The 22,206-nt window shown below is 29.0% G+C and carries 15 protein-coding genes; 4 read left to right on the forward strand and 11 right to left on the reverse strand.

The annotated features are described in order from the left end of the window. Positions 1 to 170 precede the first annotated feature (170 nt). From Q0997_RS05945 to Q0997_RS05955, 3 genes are read left to right on the forward strand one after another with little or no spacing between them, the layout of a single operon-like run. Complete coding sequence (locus Q0997_RS05945; protein WP_299886011.1) at positions 171 to 3,260, forward strand: hypothetical protein; 3,090 nt, start codon at positions 171 to 173, stop codon at positions 3,258 to 3,260. Further along, positions 3,260 to 4,480, forward strand: a complete 1,221-nt coding sequence (locus Q0997_RS05950; RefSeq protein WP_299886014.1) for a hypothetical protein — start codon at positions 3,260 to 3,262, stop codon at positions 4,478 to 4,480. The genes Q0997_RS05945 and Q0997_RS05950 overlap by 1 nt, the downstream gene beginning before the upstream one ends. Then, positions 4,474 to 5,988, forward strand: coding sequence for a glycoside hydrolase family 2 TIM barrel-domain containing protein (locus tag Q0997_RS05955; protein WP_299886017.1), 1,515 nt, complete (start codon positions 4,474 to 4,476; stop codon positions 5,986 to 5,988). The genes Q0997_RS05950 and Q0997_RS05955 overlap by 7 nt, the downstream gene beginning before the upstream one ends. Before the next feature lie 39 nt (positions 5,989 to 6,027). Here Q0997_RS05955 and Q0997_RS05960 read toward each other — a convergent pair whose 3' ends face one another. From Q0997_RS05960 to Q0997_RS05990, 7 genes are all read right to left on the reverse strand, one after another. Beyond that, positions 6,028 to 6,855 carry an outer membrane lipoprotein-sorting protein gene (locus tag Q0997_RS05960; protein WP_299886019.1) on the reverse strand — a complete coding sequence of 276 codons (828 nt, stop codon included), beginning with the start codon at positions 6,853 to 6,855 and terminating at the stop codon, positions 6,028 to 6,030. A 1-nt stretch (position 6,856) separates the two neighbouring features. Further along, the gene (locus Q0997_RS05965; RefSeq protein ID WP_299886022.1) at positions 6,857 to 9,502 is read right to left on the reverse strand and encodes an MMPL family transporter; all 2,646 of its coding nucleotides are present in this window, start codon (positions 9,500 to 9,502) and stop codon (positions 6,857 to 6,859) included. A gap of 30 nt (positions 9,503 to 9,532) precedes the next feature. Then, positions 9,533 to 10,825, reverse strand: a complete 1,293-nt coding sequence (locus Q0997_RS05970; protein ID WP_299886025.1) for a hypothetical protein — start codon at positions 10,823 to 10,825, stop codon at positions 9,533 to 9,535. A 164-nt stretch (positions 10,826 to 10,989) separates the two neighbouring features. Then, on the reverse strand, positions 10,990 to 12,198 hold the full coding sequence (locus tag Q0997_RS05975) for a glycosyltransferase (protein ID WP_299886028.1): 1,209 nt from the start codon (positions 12,196 to 12,198) through the stop codon (positions 10,990 to 10,992). Positions 12,199 to 12,310: 112 nt separating this feature from the next. After that, positions 12,311 to 13,576: an oligosaccharide flippase family protein gene (locus Q0997_RS05980; protein WP_299886031.1), complete on the reverse strand. Its 1,266-nt coding sequence runs from the start codon at positions 13,574 to 13,576 to the stop codon at positions 12,311 to 12,313. Then, positions 13,566 to 13,856: an STAS domain-containing protein gene (locus Q0997_RS05985; protein ID WP_299886034.1), complete on the reverse strand. Its 291-nt coding sequence runs from the start codon at positions 13,854 to 13,856 to the stop codon at positions 13,566 to 13,568. The genes Q0997_RS05980 and Q0997_RS05985 overlap by 11 nt, the downstream gene beginning before the upstream one ends. Positions 13,857 to 13,881: 25 nt before the next feature. Next, positions 13,882 to 14,160 (reverse strand): STAS domain-containing protein, encoded by a 279-nt coding sequence (locus Q0997_RS05990; protein WP_299886037.1) that lies wholly within the window; start codon positions 14,158 to 14,160, stop codon positions 13,882 to 13,884. A gap of 157 nt (positions 14,161 to 14,317) precedes the next feature. Here Q0997_RS05990 and Q0997_RS05995 point away from each other — a divergent pair, with 157 nt between their 5' ends. After that, a complete protein-coding gene (locus Q0997_RS05995; protein ID WP_299886040.1) occupies positions 14,318 to 16,363 on the forward strand; it encodes a tetratricopeptide repeat protein in 2,046 nt (681 codons plus the stop codon). Between the two features lie 167 nt (positions 16,364 to 16,530). Here the strand turns inward: Q0997_RS05995 and Q0997_RS06000 are convergent, their stop codons facing one another. The 4 genes from Q0997_RS06000 to Q0997_RS06015 all read right to left on the reverse strand — a co-directional run bounded on the left by Q0997_RS06000 (position 16,531) and on the right by Q0997_RS06015 (position 22,198). Next, entirely contained in the window at positions 16,531 to 17,160 is a 630-nt protein-coding gene (locus tag Q0997_RS06000; protein ID WP_299886043.1) for a hypothetical protein, read from the reverse strand. Between the two features lie 185 nt (positions 17,161 to 17,345). Then, a complete protein-coding gene (locus tag Q0997_RS06005) occupies positions 17,346 to 17,957 on the reverse strand; it encodes a hypothetical protein (RefSeq protein WP_299886045.1) in 612 nt (203 codons plus the stop codon). 399 nt (positions 17,958 to 18,356) lie between these two features. Then, entirely contained in the window at positions 18,357 to 20,957 is a 2,601-nt protein-coding gene (locus Q0997_RS06010) for a T9SS type A sorting domain-containing protein (RefSeq protein WP_299886048.1), read from the reverse strand. Between the two features lie 530 nt (positions 20,958 to 21,487). Beyond that, complete coding sequence (locus tag Q0997_RS06015; RefSeq protein ID WP_299886051.1) at positions 21,488 to 22,198, reverse strand: LytTR family DNA-binding domain-containing protein; 711 nt, start codon at positions 22,196 to 22,198, stop codon at positions 21,488 to 21,490. Between the last annotated feature and the right edge of the window lie 8 nt (positions 22,199 to 22,206).

Here is a 22,206-nt window from a genome sequence, read left to right on the forward strand (position 1 = left end):
TTTTATGGTTATTGATACTCCAAAAGTAGCCCGATTAACGCTTAAAAAACTGATATTTAGTCAATCTAACGTTTAGTGTAGACGAATGGTAGATTGCTATAGATGATTGATAAACGTCTCACTATTTTATTATATATATTTACATATATCAATTTGATATTGATTTTAAAATGAAAGAAACCTCAAACAAATACTTAATCTCTGCTATACTATTAGGATTAGCTTTTCATGGCACTTCCATCTTTTTTACTTTGGAAACAACCTATGATGCATTAATTCATTTGTTTTTTGCAGATCATTATGCAAATAGTTGGTTTGAGCCGTGGAACTATAAATGGTATACAGGTTTTACTGTTATGAGTTATCCGCCTTTGGTACATCAATCAATAGCTATATTCTCTATGATTGGAGGTTTAAAATTTGGCCTTTTTAGTGTTGCATTAATAAGTATCGTTTTATTTATTACTGGAGTTTATCGATTTTCATTATTAATTACTGGACATAAAACAGCTGCCGGATACGCAGCATTACTAGCTGTTTTTTCTTCTTCATTTGTAGAAACACTTCATGTTTTTGGCCAATTACCTAGTATTGTAGGTATTTCAATTTTAATGCATGCCTTACCAGAAATCTATTTGTGGTTAAAAACTGGTAAGCATTGGTATCTAATGACTTCTCTTTCTTTAATAGCTGTAACTGTTACGTCCCATCATGTTACTCCTATTTTTGGGATGGTATTTTTTATCTTTCCTTTAATAGGAATGGTAATAATGGATGTTTCTAAAGAGCAAGTAGAAACTATAAAAGCTATAACTTTTAAACTATTTTTAAATAGCTTTTTTAAGCTTTTTAAACGTATTGTAAGTTTTGGACTATTATCATTAATTATTATAATTGGTTGTATTCTCCCGTATTGGATTAACTCTAAAAACAACCCGATAACACAAGTTCCTATTCCACATGGATCTCGTGACAATTTCCTTGAAATTACGTCTTCTGGTTTAGTATTCTTTTTAATTCCTTGGGGCATTCTTCTTGTGCTTCTACCATATATATTTTATAGGTATTATAGTAAACGCTATTTATTTTTTGGTCTATCAATTACTATTCTAACTATTTTAGGAACTGGCGGTACGACTCCTATTCCTAGAAAAGTACTTGGAGAAACCGCATTCAATATTTTAACCTTAGATCGTTTTACATTATGGGCATCTATAATGTCTTTACCAATTCTTGGTGAATTTGCTTATCGTTTTGTTCAAGGTGATTTAAAAACACTTATTCAATCTAAATTTGGTGCTATTTATCATCGCATTATTGGAGGTATTCTTGCTGGGCTATTTGTATTTATGACCATTTTCACAATGAGCTTAGGCTATTTTAGGCCATCTCAACCCCAAAAAATAAAAATGCTGCCTATCGTTAATTTTTTAAATCAAGATGACCATGACAAATGGCGCTTTTTAACTCTTGGCTTTGGAGACCAAATGGCATGGTTAAGTTCGCAGACTAATGCTATGACTGTAGATGGAAATTATCATTCTGCTAGACGACTTCCTGAATTAACAACTAGGCCGATTGAGCGTTTAGAGAATTCAAAGTTTAAAGGAGTTGCCGGTATTGGATCATTGCAACAGTTTTTAACAACACCAGAAAAATACAATCTTAAATATATTTTCTCTAATGATAAATTTTACGATCCTATTCTCTATTTCTGTGGCTGGCAACGTCTACGACAATTAGAAAACGGTATAATGGTTTGGGAGCGTTTAAATATTCCTCCAATCTCTTCTATACTTCCAAAAGATGATGTCTCTAAATGGCAAAAAATCCTTTGGGGTATTGTTCCACTTATAACTGTATTGCTTGCTTTTATGTTGAATATACAAGCTTTATGGATAAAAGCATTACAAACTAAACTAAAAAAACAGCCCGTTTTTTTAAGCTATAAAAGCAATTATTCTAAATTCTCCAATACGATATTAAAAACGACTCATGCTTGGTCTATTATTTTAGCTATATCTGTTTTTTATGGTATTTATCAATTTTATATAAAGAATGACTCACAACGTAGCCCAGAAAACACACTAGTTGCATATTATGATGCTTTAGATTTTAAAGCATTTGAAACAGCATATAATTTGATAGATCCAGAAAGCAATATTTCAATTGCACAATACATGCTTGAAGTTTCTGTTACTGATGGTTTACTTAGTAGTTATGCAAAATTAGATGCTATTAAAACCGAAATTACAAACAAAAATGATAGTCTTGCTACAGCTAAAGTTATTACTAATTGGATTACGCCATTAGAAAAAATAAATCGTGTAGACTATAAATCGCTAGCCAAACATCGAGGAAAATGGTATATACTTCCTGAGGATTTAGACACAGATTTACCTCCAGATCAATTATATTCTAATAATACCACTAGTTATTTTAATCAAGGACGAAGACGTATAACCACAGAACAAACACATCATGAAGATGTTTTAAAACAACCTGTTTTAGAAGTCCTTTCTGCAAAATTAGTTAAATACAATAAACATTATGCTATTATTGGAGAAGTTCAAAATATAGACAATGTTCCTGCAGATGTTTTTTTAAAAGGCACACTCTATAATGATAATAATAAAGAATTAGCAACCTACAATGCTAAATATCATGTAAAACATAAATTAATGCCTAAAGAAACAAGTAGTTTTAAAATTAACTTTGAAGGTATCGCTTGGTCAAAAACCAAAGACTCTATTCCTAAAACCTTTAATCCTGATGAATTTACTCCTATTGAGTTTGAGGAACAGCCAACAAAATTTAATATACAAGCAGCTGGTAATGTTTCTGGATCAGATTTATATAAAAACATTGTATTAAGTAATATTGAAATTAATAATAAAACGATTAATGGAAGTCTCTTTAATAGTGGTATTCAAGAAATTACTGTACCTCAACTCTTATTAACATATTACGATGAAAATAAAACAATGGTTTGGGTAGATCATTTATTTATAAAAAATGGTATTAGACAACAACGCAAGCAAGATTTTGAGTACACCTTTTTAGAAAATGATACACTAAAAATAATAACAGATAACATGGAAAATGTTTTTGTAAATGGATTACCTAATAAAGACATTTCTAATAAAACAGTTCCTAATAGAATTAAAAACCATACTAATTCTGAATTACAAAAGATTAGTAATCCAAATTTTAGTTATATTAAAATAGAAACCAACTCTTATATTGGCAACCCAAATTAATGCATTTAAAATATACACATATACTCTTTTTTGGCTTGATTTTATTATCATCGTTTACTCTAATAAAACAGAGTGAAACAGCTTTAGATATAAAATTACTAACCGCACAAACCGAGTTTAAAGTTGGTAGCGACATTGAATTAAAATTTTCAGTCTCTCAAAATGCCAAGCCTTTACTTTATTGTTCTAATAGTTACGGATCTACAGTAATCGATCCAATTATTGAAAATAATGTGGTTAAATATAAAATTCCCCCAAACATAAATTCTAAAATAGGTATTGTTAACTGGAAATTAATTAAAAATAATAGCACTATGCTTTCTGGTCAGTTTCATTTAAACCCAAAACAAGAAGTCGCTACTATGGAAACCTATATTGGGCCACCAAGTATTGAAGCTGGTGGAATAGATTTTACTATGCTAGTAGTCATTCCTACTGATTCTTTAGATAACCCTTTAGCAGAGAACACTCTTGTTACTGCCAAACATCAGTTTTTAAGTACTGAAGACAATGAAGCTATATTCACCAAAAATTTAATTAGTTATAAAAACATATATTCTCAAAAAGAAAGTGGTCGCATGCTTGTCTCTTCAGAAAGCCTTACTGTTAATTCTAAAGAATTTACAGTAACCGTTTTTCCTGCAATTCCTGCCGATTTTACAGTTTTAGCAAAACGCCCACATGATTATGCAGATGGGAATCAAATTACAATATTCGAAACTTCTATTATTAAAGACAAACAAGGCAACATAGTTATTGATGGGACTTATGTTAACTTCTTTGTTACTAACGAAAAAGGAAATGTTTTAAAAACATCTGGAACAACTATTAATGGCACAGCAATAGCAAAGATGATTCATCCAGACTATGAAACTAAATGGACCATTAAAGCATATGTAGAAGGCATGGCAGAGAGTAATACTATTGCTATAGATTACAAAAAAGTAATACATGATTTTGAAGTTGATTTTTCTAAAAACAATAGAGCTATTACTATTGGTCCTCTACAAAGTTTTATGAAACAAATGATACCAGATGGATTACAAGTTAAACTTCTGGTATACAAAAATGATAAGCTTATAGAAGCACTTTCGAAAACAACAATTGACGGTTACGTTCTTTTTAATTTGAAATCTGATCTATTTAAAAATGATAAGTATAACATCGTTATTAAAACCGCTGGAATAGAAAAAAAATATAATTCTAAAGCATTATGGTAAGTATTAATAGAAACATAACACGGGTTATTTTAATACTCTCATATATTATTATTATAGCTTTAATTATATATGGAATTAGTGCTTTATATAGTTACTTAAATACCGGAGCAGATAGAAGTGCTATGCTGCATACAGAGATTAAAAAGATTGATCAATATTTACCAAAAGTGATTTGGAAACCTTTAAATAATGACGGTAGACCAATGGATCCTGAAACTTTAAAGGCAATAGAAAATGACTATTTAGATGCTTGGTTTGTTAAACATGTTGCTTATAAAACTAATGCGCTTGATGGGATTAAGGATTATTACACAGATAATGCCCGTTTAAATCTTTACAATTTTGTGGAATTAAATACTGCTAGTAATACCAGTATAGCCTCTACTACTTTAGAACACCATCCAGTATTAGAGTTTTTTAGTGAAGATGGCCAATTAGCTGTTATTACAGATAAAGATGTTATTGAATACAAGCAAATTTTTAAAAATAAAAAGCTTGCCTTAGAGTCTACTGAAAAATCAACTTATAAAATAGTCTTACTTCTAGAAGATGGCTTTTGGCGCATTAGGCATATTGTAAAAGTAAATACTCAAGATTATAAAACAGAAACCAAAGCTGTTGTAGCTACAAATCTTAATATTAAAGGCATTAATTACTATCCACAGGCTTCTCCATGGGATATGTTTGGTGATTCTTTTTCTAAAGATATTATTGCTAAAGATTTTAAAATAATAAAAGAAGCTGGCTTAAATACTATTCGTGTTTTTGTACAATATGAAGATTTTGGTAAAGCCAAAGTTAATATGCAAAAACTAGAAAAATTAAAACAAACATTAGATATTGCCAAAGTAAATAAACTTAAGGTAGTAGTAACTCTTTTTGATTTTTATGGTGATTATTCTGTTTTAGATTGGACATTAAATAGACATCATGCAGAAACTATTATTAATGCTTTAAAAACTCATGATGCCATTATTGCTTGGGACATTAAAAACGAACCAAACTTAGATTTTGAATCTAGAGGGAAAAATAATGTAATTGCTTGGTTAGATAATATGATAGATTTAGTGAAATCTATAGATGACCAACGTCCAGTAACTATTGGTTGGTCTAACACAGAAAGTGCTATTATTTTAAAAGACAAAGTAGACTTTGTGTCTTTTCATTTTTATGATGCTATAGATACTTTAGAGGCTTCTATTAAAACGCTTAAAAAGGAGATCACTCAAAAACCTATAGTTATGGGAGAGTTTGGATTGTCTTCTTATAATGGATTATGGAATCCTTTTGGTAACTCGGATAAAGATCAAGCCAACTATCATAAAAAAGCCCAAGAAATAATTGCTAATAACGATCTACAATTTATGTCTTGGACTTTATACGATTTTAAAAACGTTCCAAAAGAAGTTGTTGGTAGATTACCCTGGCGTAAAAATGCTCAAAAGCAATTTGGGTTTATTAATCTAATAGGGGGAAAAAAGCCTGCGTTTAAATATATTTCTAATTAGTGAAAACTATCTACAATATTAACAACATATAAATAATCTTTATTTTTTATTATATGACACCCATTTCCTAGGAACTCTTCTTAAATAAGTTTCTGTAAAAATATTATCTGGTATTCCTACATTGTATTTTATATCTATATAGTTGACATAGGTAGATTCTCCAGTTTGAATATTAGTCATAGAAAATGCAGTGATTGTATCATAATTTTGAATCTTCTCTACTTTATCTACGCGATATTCTCTTTGTTTATCTCCATTTTTATCATAATAAACACGCTTTGTAGGAACAAACGTTTTCTTATCTATCCACGTATAAAAATAAGAAAACTCAACTGCAGAAGTATTTTTAGGAGTACTCTTAACCTCATAGTAATCATCGGTAGTTTTGATTAACTCGTGAGTATCTAATTTAGGCAACCTACCTGTTACATCTTCATATACAAATTGAGACCCTACAAAACTACTTCGCTTATCTGATCCTGCTAATCGTTTAACCAAATCCATGGCAGGTAAATAAATCCATCGGTCATCATCTTTTTTTGTGTTTTTCCAAACCATAAATACCATTTTTCTAATATCCGCAGGTTTCTTAAAATAAGAATACCATTTTTGGCCCAATCCAGAAGCATCATTTTTTCTAATAAGAACAAGTTCTCTATTCATTACAACTTTACCATTCTTGTTTTTTATATCCATATTAACTACATTAATTCTGTCGTCTCCATTATATTTGAATACCTTATTGGCTTTGTTTACAATGTCCTCTACATTCTGTGCTTGAGTGTTTTGCATAGCAAAACTGCAAAGAAATAGTAATACAAAAAACGTTTTATTAAATGTCATCTCAAATTTATTTTTTTGTTTCATATTAATTTATTTTTTTGGGCTTAAAAAACCGTTCTAAAGTATTAATTAATGCAGGTAATAAAAGAAGTGTAATAATACCTGAGAGCACTAAGATACTAGCTAATAGAATACCTACTGTTTTATATGGGATTAAATTTGAAAGCAATAATGGTAAAAAACCAATAGCAATAACTATAACATTTCTAGTTATCGCTCTTGAAGGTTCACCAAACATAATTACAGAGGCTTCTTTCCAATTTCCAGTTTTTTCAATCGCTGCTCTAGAACGCACTAAAAAGTGTATTGAAAAATCAATAGCTAATCCAAGAGCTAAAGACGATAATACAGCAACTGGCATATCGTAATCTTTTCCTATATAACCTATAACTCCATATATGATAGCGATTGTTAAACTAAGCGGTAACATACATAGGAAAGCCCATTTTACAGAACGAAAAAGGAAAGTCATCATAAAAAATACAATAACAAAACTTCCTAAAAAGGCTTTTAACATACCATTTACCATTCTTTGTTGCCAAATGACATTAATATAGGTTAAACCAAACCATTCGTATTTTAAGCTTGTAGGTGGCTCATTATTTTTAAAAAAACGATCTACTGCCGCTATCGTTTTTTCCATATCCTTATTATCTCCACTTTTTAATTGTAACCAAAGGTTTAATCCATTAAAATTAGTATCAACACAGTGTCTTAATCGTTCTGGTAAATGGCTGTTTTGGTAGGAAATAATACACTGTCCAACACCAGAAAAAGTTTCAGGTAATTTATAATAATCTCCCTTTCCTTCATGTAATTCTTTATTTATTTTTTTTACTAATTGCGTTAAACTATTAATTTTACCAACACCACCTTCTTCGATAAGATAAGTTTCTAGTTTTGAAATATAATTAAGAACTTCTGGTTGCTTAAAAATTTGAGTATTCGCTAAAGCATTGAGTTCTATTTCACTCGTTAACTCTTCCCAAATCTCCATTTCTTCATCAGTCTCGCTGTAATCTATTATATCGAATAAATTATTGATAATATTCTTATAAACAGTAGCTTCATCTGCTTTTACGTTCACTGTTTGTATTAATGAATCTATTTTATCTTTATAGCTAGTATCTACTATTTTTGCCATAAAAAAGGCATCGCTTATTTTTTGAATTTCACGTTTAACTTCTGTTCCAGTTTTTTCTCTTTCTTTATCTTTAGTAAGGCTTAAAAAGGCCATATATGTACCTCCAAAATGTTTATTCAACTCACTATCTGCTTTTCGTATAGGATGATCTTTAGTAAACCATTTAACAGGATTATCGTTTATAGTAATAAGTGATATTCCATATATTGATAGCGCAAATAATATTATAGATCCTAGAAGTATTTTTTTAGAATGACGTCTTGTAACACGGCTCCATGATTGTAATACTTTAATTAATTTATTACTTTCTCCATCTTCTTTAACTCCAAAATTTTCTAATGTCTTTTTAGACATTAACATGATATAAGCAGGAATAAAGCAAATAGTTAATAACCATGCAAACAGAATGCCGAAGGCTACAAAAATTCCAAATATCTGTACAGGAGGAATTGGTGTAAGTGCTAGAGATGCAAAACCTGCAGCCGAAGTTAATGACGTAAATAACATGGGTCTGAATAATTCCTTCATAACCAATTCTAATGTACGTTTTCGATCTTTAACTTCTTGATATTTATCAAAAAATTCAGAAAGTATATGTATGGAATCTAATACAGCAATGGGCATAATAAAAATAGGAATCATAGAACTCATAATATGTACAGTATTACCAGTCGCTATTAATAATCCCATGGTACATATAACTGAAACCATAGCCACAATCATAGGGCTTAATATTAACTTTAGCTTTTTAAAGAAAAACAACATTAATAAGAATATACACAACATAGCTATTGGAGCTGTAATTCCCATTTGAATAAACATTTCTATTCCAAAAGTATCTTCAGCTACAGGTAATCCTGTTATATGAAATGTATCATCTCCTTTATAAGTCGCTATTTTTTCTTGTAGCTTTGAAGAAATTTCATAAGAAATATCCTTAGAACTAATAGGAATATATAAACACAGTGCCTTACCATCTTCAGAAACAATAGTATTTTTAAACATATTATTGCTTAAAAGTTTATTCTTTATTTCTAATGCTTCTGCTTCTGTTTTAGGAGCATTAGGCATTAACCAATCAAATTTTAAAACTCCTAATCCTATTGGTTCAATATGGTCTATATTAGACGGAGACATAACATCACGTTTAATAACGCCTCTATAGGATACAACCTCTTCTTTAGATAGAGCATCTTTCGTAGTATTAGAACTATCTGTAACATTTACTACTTCTTGAAGACTATATACATATTGACTTAACTCATGGATTTTAGTAAGAGACGTTTTATTAAATACACCATTGGGATGAGTCTCATTTATAACACCCATAACAATAATGTCATGCATATTATATCGTTCTTTTAATTCATTATGCATAATTCGAACCGGTTCGTTTTCAGACAACATGTTTTCCGGATCTGTATCAATTTTTATTTGAGGAATAAACAGTAACAAAATAATTGTAATTGCCAGCATTATAACTACAACTAGTTTGGGTTTATTTATTGAAAAGGATAATAACTTCATGGGGTAATTATTAGATTTTTTCTATTTTACTTAAAAACTCCGTTTTAAGCCTACATATATATTATTATTGTTTTGAAATTGATTCCAAAACGTAGTATCGTTTTCTCCCATAAATAAGTTCCCACCAGCTTCAATCTTCCAAGCATCTGTTAGTTTATAAGAAACATTGGGTCTTAAATAAGCATCATTATCTGAAATGGAATAATAGGAAAAAAGAGATAATTTTAATTTTTGTTTTACTAAAAGTTTAGTTAATCGCAATGTAATCATATCTCTAAGGCGATTAGGTTTTGCAGCACCTGTAGGCAAAGTATTAATCATATTATTATACTTTACAACCATTTCCGCATAATATTGAATACCAAATGATAAATCATTCTTTAAATCTCTAGTATAACCCAATAAAAATATCCACTGACTATTTCTAACAGAAAAGTCTTCACCATTAGCATCATCTATAGAATGATAATATCCTGCTTCAAAACTTGTTATTCCTTTAAAAAGATTGCCTTCAAAACTTAAACCATGTACACTCAACTTAGGGAATGTTAAATTTCCATTTTGCAAGTCTAAACCAGCAGGACTTTTCCAGTAGCCATAATAACCATATAAAGCTAAATCAAATCCTTTTACATTTTTTCTTGCTCTCCAATGGATTTCATTGTTTTTAAACCAAGTATTTTGCTTTGTTATATTAATTGGATTACTATTACCAACAAAAGCATTTTGAAAAGGGTTGAAAAAGGACAAACGTTTCCCTGTAGGAAAAACATCACTATTAAAAGCAGGTACATATACAGTGTTAAATTCAAACCATGGTAAGTAAACGGTTAATTTAACAGCATCAGAGTATGATTTCAAGTACTCCAACTCTCTACCAATAAAGAACGACTGCCAATCTTTAGGGAATAAATCATTTACAAATAGCATATCTCCTTTTCCCCACGTTAAAATTTGTCGCCCAATCTTAACATCAAACCATTTTGAAGGTGTTAAAAACAAATTAGCTTCTCTTAAGTTTATTAAAAACTTGCCTTGCTGAGAATCGTAAATAAAATCAGTTTTTAATTTTATTTCAGAAGCATCGGTCCAATGGTCTAATTGCAATTGCAATCTGGTTTCACTTAAACTAAAAGAATTACTTTGGTATGGATCGCTTTGTAATCTTGGTCCATGTCTAGAATCTATAAACCCTTGCCATTCTATTGGAAGATCAGAAAATTTAAAATCTTCAGTTTTTTCTGTTTTTTCTTGAGCTTGGATTTGCCAACAAGACAACATAATAAGTTGATATAAAAAACAATAAAACAATAACGTTTTCATAAATGAATAGTCTTGTAGTTTAGTAGGGTTTAAAAGCCTTTTGGCGTATTTTTAACAAATATATTTATATTTTTTTTACCACCATTAAAAAGTGTTTATATTTAAAAATACCCTTGTAAATCTATAGACTAAATCATATATCTCATTTAATTATTTAATATAGGTTAAACAGAAATTATTTTAGTTTCATAATTTTTTTTATAAATACATTTTTTAAAAGTATTTAAATACATTTCTGTAATTTTTCCCATCGGATATGCAGTTGCTGCTTTATAATTTGTTTTACCTAAAGTAATTCTATAAGCTTCATTTGTTATAATAGTTTCTATAGCATTTGCTAAACTATTTACAGATGTTGGATCAAAAAACTCACCTTGATATCCTTCATCTTTTACTAATAGCGCTAAATCCCCTAAATCTGGCATGACTACAGCTTTCCCATAACTTCCAGCTTGATGTAATACGCCAGAACTTCCTGTTGTAGACGTGTATGGAAAAACAACTACAGCACTTTCTCTAAATAAGGTTGGCACTTCATATTCTTCTACATAACCTGTAAATCTTACTTGTGGTATATGCTTATATTGTTCTTGTACTTTAGCTAAATAACCAGGTACATTTGGATTATCTGTTCCAGCAATTACAACTTCTAAATCTAAGCCCGTAGATTGTCTTACTTTTTCTACAGCTTCAATCATAGCTTCTACTTTTTTATACGTTCCAAATTTTCCAAAGGCCATAACTTGCATTGGTCCAGTAGGTAAGCTATAATCTGGTTGCTCTTCTGTTATTTCAAACGTACCATGAGGAATTAATTTTACGTTTTTAACATTGTATTTTTTTTCTAAAATAGTTACATATTTTTGCATTGTTACAGCAACAGTATCTGCTTGTAATATCAACCTTGTAAGTGTTGTACCTATAAAGCCATATATTTTTTGCATTAATTTATTAGATGTAAATCCTGCAGAACCCAAGTCTACTTCTTCCAAAATGTTGTGTAATAAAACGATATTTGGAATGCGTTTAAGCTTACAAACTAAAGGCAACATTAAACCTAAGGCTGCAGCAATTTTTTTATCTCCAAATTTCATGAATTGTAAATTAAACAATACTGTATCTGGTTTTGTTTTATGTATTGCCTTAGTAACATTTATAATATTAGAATAGCTATTAAATTCCCAGCACTCTTTTACTGTAACTTTACATCCTTTTCCTGTAAAAGAAAGCTCTTTAGGATTTGTTGTCTTATCTGTTAGCAATACTATTTCTGTAATATCATCTTTTTGTCTAAAATGTTTTACTAAATGATATGCATATTCATTTAAAGTAACTTTACTTGGCGGATAGGCTGTAACTATAGCTAATTTCATGATGTATATATTTAAGTTATTATTAATTATACTACAAATTTGCAGTATAAAAAGGATTAAAATTGACCTTTGTAGATAGGATACGTTTTACTGTAGACGAATGGAATAAGTCTTACGATTTAACTTTAATTAGTTTCGATTTAGAATCGTAAATAAAGTAACTTATTTGAAAAACAAGCAATAGAAACATTGCTAAAATCTGCATATGCACTACTTCTTCTAAACTGTTATGACAAACAATTACTAATAGCATTTGAAGCATTCCAAAAACACCAGAAAGTACAACAGGTATATAATTGTCTAAAGATAAATAGTAATAAGCAAAAATGTTTGAAATTGCGAATACACCAGTAGCCAATGCATATTTCCATAATAAAGGTGCTACAGCTAAATAACTATCCCCAAATAAAAGTGTTATTGCTGTTTCTGGGAATAATGCACAAGCAAGAACTATTACAAAAGCTATAACTGCTATATATCCAACATATTTAAATAAAATTGGAGCTGTTGCTTTTCCTTCTTTTTTAAGTTTTACAACTGTTGGTAGTAATAACATAACAAATAGCCAGGCAATAAAATAAACCACACGACCTATTAGTGCTAAAGAAGCATACAATCCAGCGTCATAAGATTCGAAGTAATGTTTTACTAAAAGTATGTCACTATTATTAATAATAATTTGAGTTAGCTCGTAAAAAGCAGTGATTATAAAAAAGCTTTTAACTTGTTTCGCTTTTGTTGCTTCTATATTAACAACAGATTTAAAGTTTAAGTTTTTAAGCTTAAAAGGCATTAAACCAAAAGCAAAAGAAATTAAAATACCTATTGCTATAACTACAGAAGATTCAATATTAAAGAAGAGAATTAATGCTAAAGTGATTAATAAACGACTTAGCATTTCGGTTTTATAAGTAATAGATAATGATTTAAATTCTTTTTTTCCTTGAAAAACACCTCTATTAACACTCATTAAAAAGTATAGTGGTACTCCTATTCCAAAAATAACAAACATACTAGAAGACGTTGTATTGAAAAGTAATTGCAATTGTTTTGAAAAAACAATGATTAAAACCCCAAAACCAATACCAACTACAGTAGCATTCTTATAAATTTTGGAAATAAAACTAGTAAAGGTTTTATCTTCAAAAACTACAGAGAATTTTGCAGTTACTAACTGAAAGGTCATTGCTACAAAAGACAATACAAGTAAAAAAGTAATAAGTACTGCAGCATCTGCAAATTGTGTTGGTCCTAATATGCGACCAAGAATAAGGTTGTATAAATAATTCCCTCCATTTACAGCCAGAACACTCAACATAAACAAGCGTTCTGGTGTAAATAGCCTGGTACTTTTATGTAATTGCTTACTAGTAATCATTTGTGTTAAGATTTATCTTTTTTATTAAATTTCCTATGTTGCAGTTTTCATTTGCTAGAACAAATAAGGTTTTACTTCTTCTTTTAGCTTTTTCAGAAATAAATTGTAATACTTTTAAAGCTGGTTTATCTATTGCTCGTACTTTTTTTAAACTAATGACTACTTCATAGTATCTATCTAAAAGCGTATCGAAAAACTCTTTGGTACGTTGCGTGTTTTCTTTAGTTAAATCTCCGTGAATTTCAAAAACACCTTTGTTATTTATTATTTCAAAGTTCATATCTGTAAAATTTAGGGTTAGTAATTTATGCCATTTGGCTATGATTAAACTCGTTGTAAATATCTTTGCATCCATTTCCAATGACAGAGAATAATTTATTTTCTCTTAATGCATTAGCTAATAGTGTTTTAAAAGCAGCAACACCGTTTGTATCAATTTCTTTTACTTTCTCAATATTTACTGTTACCTTTTTAAATGAATTAATTACATGTTCAAAATGAATAATAAACGCTCTAGAAGTTGTTGCATTAAGGTTTCCTGATAAATGAAATGTTCCGTTGTTTTCTAAAATTTGTAAAGCCATAATAGTTATTGTTTTTAGTTATTATTTGTTTAACTCTGACGTAAAGATCATCTATGTTTCTGTCTATATCATGAAGATTTCGGTGAATGGCGGTTTGCTGTAGATGAATGAATAGCTATTCATCCGTAACTTGTAATTATCAAACAAAGCACCAAATATGACTTTAAAATCTATACTCACAATTCCTTTTATACTAATAGTATTTAGCATTAATGCTCAAGAAATGCAAGAAGGTTTTACTTACTTAGAAACTGGTAAATTTCAAAAAGCTGAAGCTTTTTTTGAAACGATATTAAAAGACTATCCAAAAAATAAAACGGCACGTTTATGTTACGGGAGAGCTGTTGGTCTAAACGGAAATGCAAAAAAAGCGAACCAGCTATTTATGTATCTAATGCACGACTATTCTCAAGACACTGAAGTAAAGCTAAATTTTGGAGAATCATTATTATGGTTAAAGCAATTTGAAACCGCAAAACGCTTTTATAAAAACTTGTTAAAAGAGATACCTAATAGTTTTCCAGCACTTTTAGGTTACGCCAATACGTTATCAAATTTAAAAGAATATGAAGACGCTTTAGTTTATGTAAACAAAGCATTAAATGTTTCACCTGGTAATGCTAATGCATTAACCTCTAAAAAATATATCTATTTAGGTTACGCCTACCAGAAACAACAAGCGCAAGATTATAGTGGCGCAGAAGCATTATTAAAAGAAAACCTAACATTCTTTAATAATGATAAAGACACATTACTTAATCTAGCTAATTTATATTTAATTGTAAATGAATTACAGAAAGCTAAAGACACGTATAATCTTATAGCAGAAAATCCAACAAACAAAATAACAGCTTTAAATGGTTTAGCATTGGTTTCTCATTTAAACGGAAAAGATAAAGACGCATTAAAAACCAGTAAACAAGCTTTTAATAGTTTAACTAATACAGATGAAACATTAACACAACAAACTACTGAACGTTACATACAAGCTTTAATATGGAATAAAAAGTATAAAAAAGCAACTTCATTAATTACTGGTTTAATTGAAACTAAACCAAACGACAATTGGGTTTTAGCATTGCGTGCAACATTAAACACCTATAAAGGCGATTTTAAAAAAAGTCTATTAGATTACAATGCCATTTTAAAAAATGATAGCACGTCTTTTGATGGAAACTTAGGTAAAGCAAATACAAAAAAAGCCTTAGGTTTATATAACGATGCTTACACCTCTGCTAATAAAACATTATCAATTTTTAAAAACCAAAAAGATGCTGTTAACTTTATAAATATTTTAGATAAGCAGTTTACGCCTTTTGTAAAAACTAAAACAGCTTATAGCATTGATAATGGAGATAATGAAGCCTATACCTTTTTAACCAATGTGACAGTTCCTTTATCTACAAAACTTAAAGTAAATGGTGTATACAGTTATAGAGATTCTAAAAACACGGTAACAAACAATGAAGCAAAAGCTAATAATATGCTATTTGGTTTATCGTACTTATTACATCCAAATATTGGTGTTACAGCAAATATTGGTGTTACAGATATTAATGCTAAATTTAATGACTACACCCAGTTTTTAACAGATATTACTTTTAATATCAAACCTTTAAAATTACAAACATTAGACCTTGGTTTTAAACGTGAATGGCAAGATTTTAATGCCGATTTATTAAGTAGAGAAATTGTACAAAACACCTTATACACTAATTATAACGTAAATACCAATTTTAATTTAGGTTGGTATACGCAATACAATTACACCTGGCAAAACGATAATAATGAGAGGCATTTATTATTTACCTCTTTATATTATAACCTTTTAGATAAACCATTACTTAAAACAGGACTTAACTACCAATACATAACTTTTAAAGACCAAGTACCTACTATCTATTTTAGTCCAGAACGATTTAATGTAATAGAAGTTTTTGTAGATCTTATTAAAAACCAAAAAGGGAAATGGTTTTATAACCTAAATGCTGCTACTGGTTTTCAATTTATAGAAAACCAAGACAAACAGAGCACCTATAGATTTCAAGGGAAATTAGGTTATAATATTTCTAATAGGTTTACTGCAAATCTTTATGGCTTGCATAGTAATATAGCCTCTACAACTGCTACAGGTTTTACGTTTACCGAAGTAGGCTTTAGATTAAAATGGGATTTGTTTAGGAAGCCTGTTTTTAGGAAGTAATTAGTCTATATATTCTCTTTTTTCTAAATCAATTATTCCTTATTTTTCTTCTTTAATTCTAATTCAACCAATAAAGGTAAACTTTAACAAAAACTAGTAATTAATAAAATTAATTACTAACATTATTCTTTTCATTTATAAAATATGTATACTTTTTTTGATTACACTTAATCTTTTTTAAAAACACCACTACTCGCTTCAAATAACTCTCCAACAATTTCGAATTCATCAATCCAATAAAAATCGTTCTTCCAGTCAATATTTTCATTTTCCAATATTCGTTTAATTAAATTGAGAGTGTCGTCATCTATTTTAAATTTGATTTTATGGAGATTTTCAATCATAATCTTAAATCCTAAAAACCATTTCTCATTTAATATTTTTTCATTACAATCTTCAATAATTCTTTGAACACTATTTCTAATTGTTATTTCGCTATGTTTTTTAGAACTATAAACGAATTGAATAAGGTTTAAATATTCGACCTTTTTAACAAAGCGTCGGGTATTTTCTTGACCACTTACTTTAATATTTAATTTGTCATTTAAACGTCCTAAATTTAAATCCTCACCTTTTTCCTCTGGATTATATCCATTTTTTAATCCATAAACAATTACTTGTCTAACAATATGCGGTGTTATATAATCTAATTGGGCAATTAGTTTTTGACCATTTGTTTTTGCTGAAATAATATATAAATTAAGCTTTTCATCATATTCTATATCACCAGAGGCGATCCAAAAATATTCATGACCATTTACTATTATCTTTCTTGACTTCTTTTTAGGGAATGACATTTTCTTCTAATTAGCTTTTATTTTGAAAATCTTATTTAATTTTTAATAGCCGTTTTATCTATGATTTCCAGTTAAAAGCCAATATAATAAAAGTACGAACAATTTCGGTTAGCAAATTCAAAAGCATTAGTAATATATTTTATTAATTGATTTTATAAAGATTACCGCTATTGCGAGACATTTATTTATTCGCAATTTTCATCAATAAAATCAGTTATAGAAGTATTTTTTTTCTTTGAGCTTTTTCTGAATCTCTCTAATTTTTCTTTACACTTAGGAAATGTTTTTTTTGCATTTCTTATATCTTCATTTATATTACCTGGTTTAAACCATACAATTGCATTTCTACTATTTGGTTTAGTGACTGCTATAAATTGCCTATCTCTCTGGCTATCTGAATAAGAGTAATAATAAAAATCATAATTATTTCCTTTTTTAGTCAAATTAGCATATACTTTAGAGTCATCACTATAAGTAATTGTATAGTATTTATTATATCCCTTTTCAAGTTCTTTTTTTCCAAAACCTAAGAATCCATCGGCTCTTTTTAACTTACTATAGAACATAGAAAAACTATCAACTTCAACAGGTTTGTATTTTACACATTTACCTCTTTTTTTTCGAGATTTCCCCTTACACATTTTTATTTTTCTAGTGCTATTTAAGTTTTTTTTAATCACGCCAGTTATTACTGTTCTATCCTTTAAATATAGAGTATCCAACATTTTATTGTTATCGTTTTTTTGTCCAAAAGCAATTGTAGAACTTAATATTAAAAGCAAAAGTATTTTTTTCATCTTTATTTAATTTATGAGATTCTTACAATACGTAGGTAAAAATATTAAGCAATGGTTAACTTATACTAAACGTAGTATATAAAAATATAATAGCACAATATCAATAGTATCTATATCTAAAACAAACACAAATTAATATTCGCAGCTGGATAATTCATATTTGTATTTAAAACATGTTTTAGTAATTACTAGATAGTAAATTATTGATACATATTCAACCATTAGGTTAAATAATGAATACTCAAAAACTTGTCATTAATAGATAAGGAAGAATCCTTTTAAATTTTAAGTTTTAATAAAAGGAGATTCTTCAGTCGTTCCTTCTTCTGAATGACAAGCCACTAAAATAAAGAAAGGGCAAAAGATTTCTCCTTTGCCCCATTCTCAGCTATCAATCAATCACCTAATCATGAGTTTTAATATTTTATAGTCTTGTTCTTGGCTTACTATTTTACAGAAATATAATCCTGTACTTAGTTTACCTTTATTTAATTGTATTTCATTTATACCTTTTACGGTTTTATAATCAACCTGTTTTACTTGTTTACCTAATTGATCGTACACTACTAATGTTACATTTGTAGATGCATTTGCATTAAAATATACTGTCGTATTTGCAGACATAGGGTTTGGTATTATTGCAAGTCTTGTAGTTTCTTTTTCAAATGTATCTACTGCCAATGTATTTGTATTAGAGAATCTTACATCTTGTAAATGCATTGTTTTTGTTACCAATGAACCATCTTCTGAAGCCATAGTAAAAACTATAGTTACAACATCGTCTAATACTAATTCTTGCCCGTTTGGTGCTGTAAAATCTGAAAATGGGATATTAAAATCTTGAAAATTATCGGCTAATGCTATAGTTGTTTTATGCTGTAGTTCCCAGTTAGTAATACTTTGTTTTACAAACGTAATAAGTAAGTTACCTGTTCCTTTAGCCTTTAAATTAAAGCTATTATAATCTGTTAAATCTACAGCCTTAAATCTTGGTGTCAATGCTCTATACGCTGCAAAATAAGTACTTGTTGTTGCCTCAAGGTTTACGTTTCTTTCTATTGGAAAATCTGTAGTCTCAAAACTATTAGTGTTTGGTAATACTTCGTAATTATTAACTACTGTTGTTGGTTGTGCATCGTCAATTCCCCATGGTCCATCAGACATAAATAAATCATCTGGAGTTGCTATGCCATCACCTATTCTAAAACCAACATCGAATAGGTTTCCTGTTTGTACTTCTAAATCTGTAATGTATCCGTTTAGTGCTATAGATGAACTTATAGTATTTATATCGCTTGTTTCTGTTACTCTTAAACCTGCATCTAATGTAACATCTTGCGTACCATTTGTGTTTACTATTTGTAAATCTAACTCACCATTTATATACTTTCCTTTTCTAACAAAAACTGTTGGCGGTGTTGAGTTATTGTAATCTGATATTGGTTTTTCAATATTTAATAAATTTACTACTTCTTCTGCTAATAGATATAAATCGTCTAGTGAGTTTGACCAAATTTGAAAGTTATAGAAAGTAACATCATCTTCGTATCTATCTAAATTCCAATGGCTTTCTATAGCGAAGTTAGCATCATCATTAACTACTTTAGCAGATAAGCTTAACACAAACTCTATAGTATTATCTGCGTTTTTAATTAACGACTTTATAAACGATTGTCCATTAATATCTATAGTAGATACAGAAATTAATTGTGCTCCTAACAAACGATCACAAATGTATTTTGTATGCTCATAAACGCCATCTTCTGTTTTTAAAGCTAGAATAGAAGCCACAGATGTATCGTTATTTATGTAATCTACTGAATAGATTTCTGTTGCATTAGTAATATTTAATAAATCTGTGGCTGTAGATTCTACAACATAATCTTCATTAATAACGCTTAATGGAATAAAATCTTCTAATTGAAAACCTGTAAACCCATTTCTTTGTGCATAATTTGCTGTCTTCACGACTCTTTTTGCTGTCTCTTTATTAAACTTATAACTAGTTTTTGCTCTGTTATAACTACGTTTATTTATTTTATCTGATAATCTATTGTTACTTTCTAAACCACCAGCATTAGCACTAGATGTTGGTGCTTCTACTACTGCACAATCACCAAAAGTAGAACATGAAGGATCTTCACAATCTATTAAACCATCACCGTCATCATCTATACCATTATCACAAACCTCTTGTGGTACTGGAGCTGTTGGGCAACGTGCACCATCATTACTTGCACTAGAAGGTCCAAAAGCAAACAAACTTGAATCCATACCATTTGTACCATCTACATCCTGTACATTTTGTATAACATATATAGTTCCTGTTTGATTTGCAGAGACATAGAAACGTCCAGAGGCATCAAAATAGACTGCGCCATATGTGTAATTCAACCCAGATAAAACAGGCACTTCTCCAAGTGTTAGTACTACTCCATTAGACGGATCGATACGGTATAAAATATTATAGGTTTTTTCTACTGCATATAAATTTCCATCTACTGCATTAAATGCCCAATCATGTATGCTTAAATTTTGCGATAAATCTTCGGTTGCTAAGTGTTGAGAATATGTTGGAGACGTTGGATTCAAGTCTACTTTATAATAGGTTGTGCCACCACCTTTTAAATAGTATACGCCTTGAGCACTTATATCACCTATATACCTGTTAGAGTTAGGCAATTCATCTATATAAAATGTAGTAGTATTAAAATCTTGACCTATTCTTACAATAGTCTTTTCTGGCGTACTTAACGATCCCCAAATATAGCCGTCAACAGGATTATAAGCTGCGGCATTAATATTTCCTGGTGTTATATCTGAAGCCATTAGATAAAAATTCCCAGAAGCTAAATCTATAGAATACAAATCGTTATACTGAAATAAGTATGCGTCATAATCACAATAAAAAGGAAAAATTTGTGCTTGACTATTAAAATTGAAAAATAAAATAACAATTAGAATAAATTGGTTTTTATATGAGTAAAATTTTTGATCCATAATAGCTTTGTTTAAAGATTATAGAACTAAATTAGAAAGTAAACGCTTCCTTTTTTTAATTTTTCGATTGACGAGATTAATGCATCGTTAAATGAACTTTTACTATAGACGAACAGTATTTCTTATCTATTACAGTATACTTTTCCATAGAAGTTACAGTGTATTATATATAGAAAAAGGCAAAAGATGACTCTTTTGCCTTTTCGACTGCTATTACTTCGTAATTAAGGTAGAATTATACTACAAATATATAAACACATATTAAATATCATCTGAATTTTTCGACAAAAAACGCATTGCTATCGATTAAATGATTAAAAAACACGATTAACAGATATTTTGCACGAAAAAAGTGACTAAAAAGAAATCGCCTAAAAAATATATTTTAGACGATTTCTAAGCTACTATTAAACCTACACGTTATGCAGAATTTTAATCAAATATAAAAGGTCTCTTTTAGTAAGACTATTATTTTTAGATAGTATATCATTCTAAAAAGTTGAGATGCAAATAAATGTAGATATGTGGTATTATAATAGGTTAAGTCGTTTCATTAACTCTGGTCTATTAGATCGACTTACTGGAATAACGTCTTTTTTAATAAGTACACTATTGTCTTCTATATCAATTATTTTTTTAATATTAATAACATAAGAACGGTGTACTTTTAAAAACAAATCTTCAGGTAATTTCTCTTCTATTTTTTTTAAAGTAGAATGTACTGTATAATTTTTATCTTCTGTCTTTACATTAATATAATCGCCTTTAGCTTCTATAAGGTATATACTAGGTATATCTATCTTAATAAGACGTCTATCTATATTAATATATAAATCGTTACCAGAAGATGTTTCTGTATTAGTATTTAAAACAGTGTGCTCTTCTTTTATCGAAAAATTTTTCGCTTTTTGAATAGCCTTTTCAAAACGTGGTAATAGTATTGGTTTCACTAAATAATCAACAATACAATCGTACTCAAAAGCATCAATTGCAAATTTAGAATCTGAAGTCGTTAAAATTATTTTTGGAGGATTTTTTAAACTTTGTATAAAATCGAAACCTGTAAAATCTGGCATATGTATATCTAAAAAAATGAGGTCAACCTCATTTTGATTTAAATACTTCATAGCTTGAATTGCATTTGGAAATTCTTCAAGAACGTTTAATTCTTTTATTTGTGAACATAATTGATTTATAATAACTCTTGCAGTAGTTTCATCATCTATAATAATACAATTCATATAAATAC

Origin of the sequence: uncultured Lacinutrix sp. (genome assembly GCF_947500325.1) — a bacterium.
GTDB lineage: Bacteria > Bacteroidota > Bacteroidia > Flavobacteriales > Flavobacteriaceae > Lacinutrix.

Excerpts from the sequence above, each read along its gene's own strand:
- Q0997_RS05945 (WP_299886011.1), top strand. The coding sequence starts at position 171 with ATGAAAGAAACCTCAAACAAATACTTAATCTCTGCTATACTATTAGGA.
- Q0997_RS05950 (WP_299886014.1), top strand. The coding sequence starts at position 3,260 with ATGCATTTAAAATATACACATATACTCTTTTTTGGCTTGATTTTATTA.
- Q0997_RS05955 (WP_299886017.1), top strand. The coding sequence starts at position 4,474 with ATGGTAAGTATTAATAGAAACATAACACGGGTTATTTTAATACTCTCA.
- Q0997_RS05960 (WP_299886019.1), bottom strand. The coding sequence starts at position 6,855 with ATGAAACAAAAAAATAAATTTGAGATGACATTTAATAAAACGTTTTTT.
- Q0997_RS05965 (WP_299886022.1), bottom strand. The coding sequence starts at position 9,502 with ATGAAGTTATTATCCTTTTCAATAAATAAACCCAAACTAGTTGTAGTT.
- Q0997_RS05970 (WP_299886025.1), bottom strand. The coding sequence starts at position 10,825 with ATGAAAACGTTATTGTTTTATTGTTTTTTATATCAACTTATTATGTTG.
- Q0997_RS05975 (WP_299886028.1), bottom strand. The coding sequence starts at position 12,198 with ATGAAATTAGCTATAGTTACAGCCTATCCGCCAAGTAAAGTTACTTTA.
- Q0997_RS05980 (WP_299886031.1), bottom strand. The coding sequence starts at position 13,576 with ATGATTACTAGTAAGCAATTACATAAAAGTACCAGGCTATTTACACCA.
- Q0997_RS05985 (WP_299886034.1), bottom strand. The coding sequence starts at position 13,856 with ATGAACTTTGAAATAATAAATAACAAAGGTGTTTTTGAAATTCACGGA.
- Q0997_RS05990 (WP_299886037.1), bottom strand. The coding sequence starts at position 14,160 with ATGGCTTTACAAATTTTAGAAAACAACGGAACATTTCATTTATCAGGA.
- Q0997_RS05995 (WP_299886040.1), top strand. The coding sequence starts at position 14,318 with ATGACTTTAAAATCTATACTCACAATTCCTTTTATACTAATAGTATTT.
- Q0997_RS06000 (WP_299886043.1), bottom strand. The coding sequence starts at position 17,160 with ATGTCATTCCCTAAAAAGAAGTCAAGAAAGATAATAGTAAATGGTCAT.
- Q0997_RS06005 (WP_299886045.1), bottom strand. The coding sequence starts at position 17,957 with ATGAAAAAAATACTTTTGCTTTTAATATTAAGTTCTACAATTGCTTTT.
- Q0997_RS06010 (WP_299886048.1), bottom strand. The coding sequence starts at position 20,957 with ATGGATCAAAAATTTTACTCATATAAAAACCAATTTATTCTAATTGTT.
- Q0997_RS06015 (WP_299886051.1), bottom strand. The coding sequence starts at position 22,198 with ATGAATTGTATTATTATAGATGATGAAACTACTGCAAGAGTTATTATA.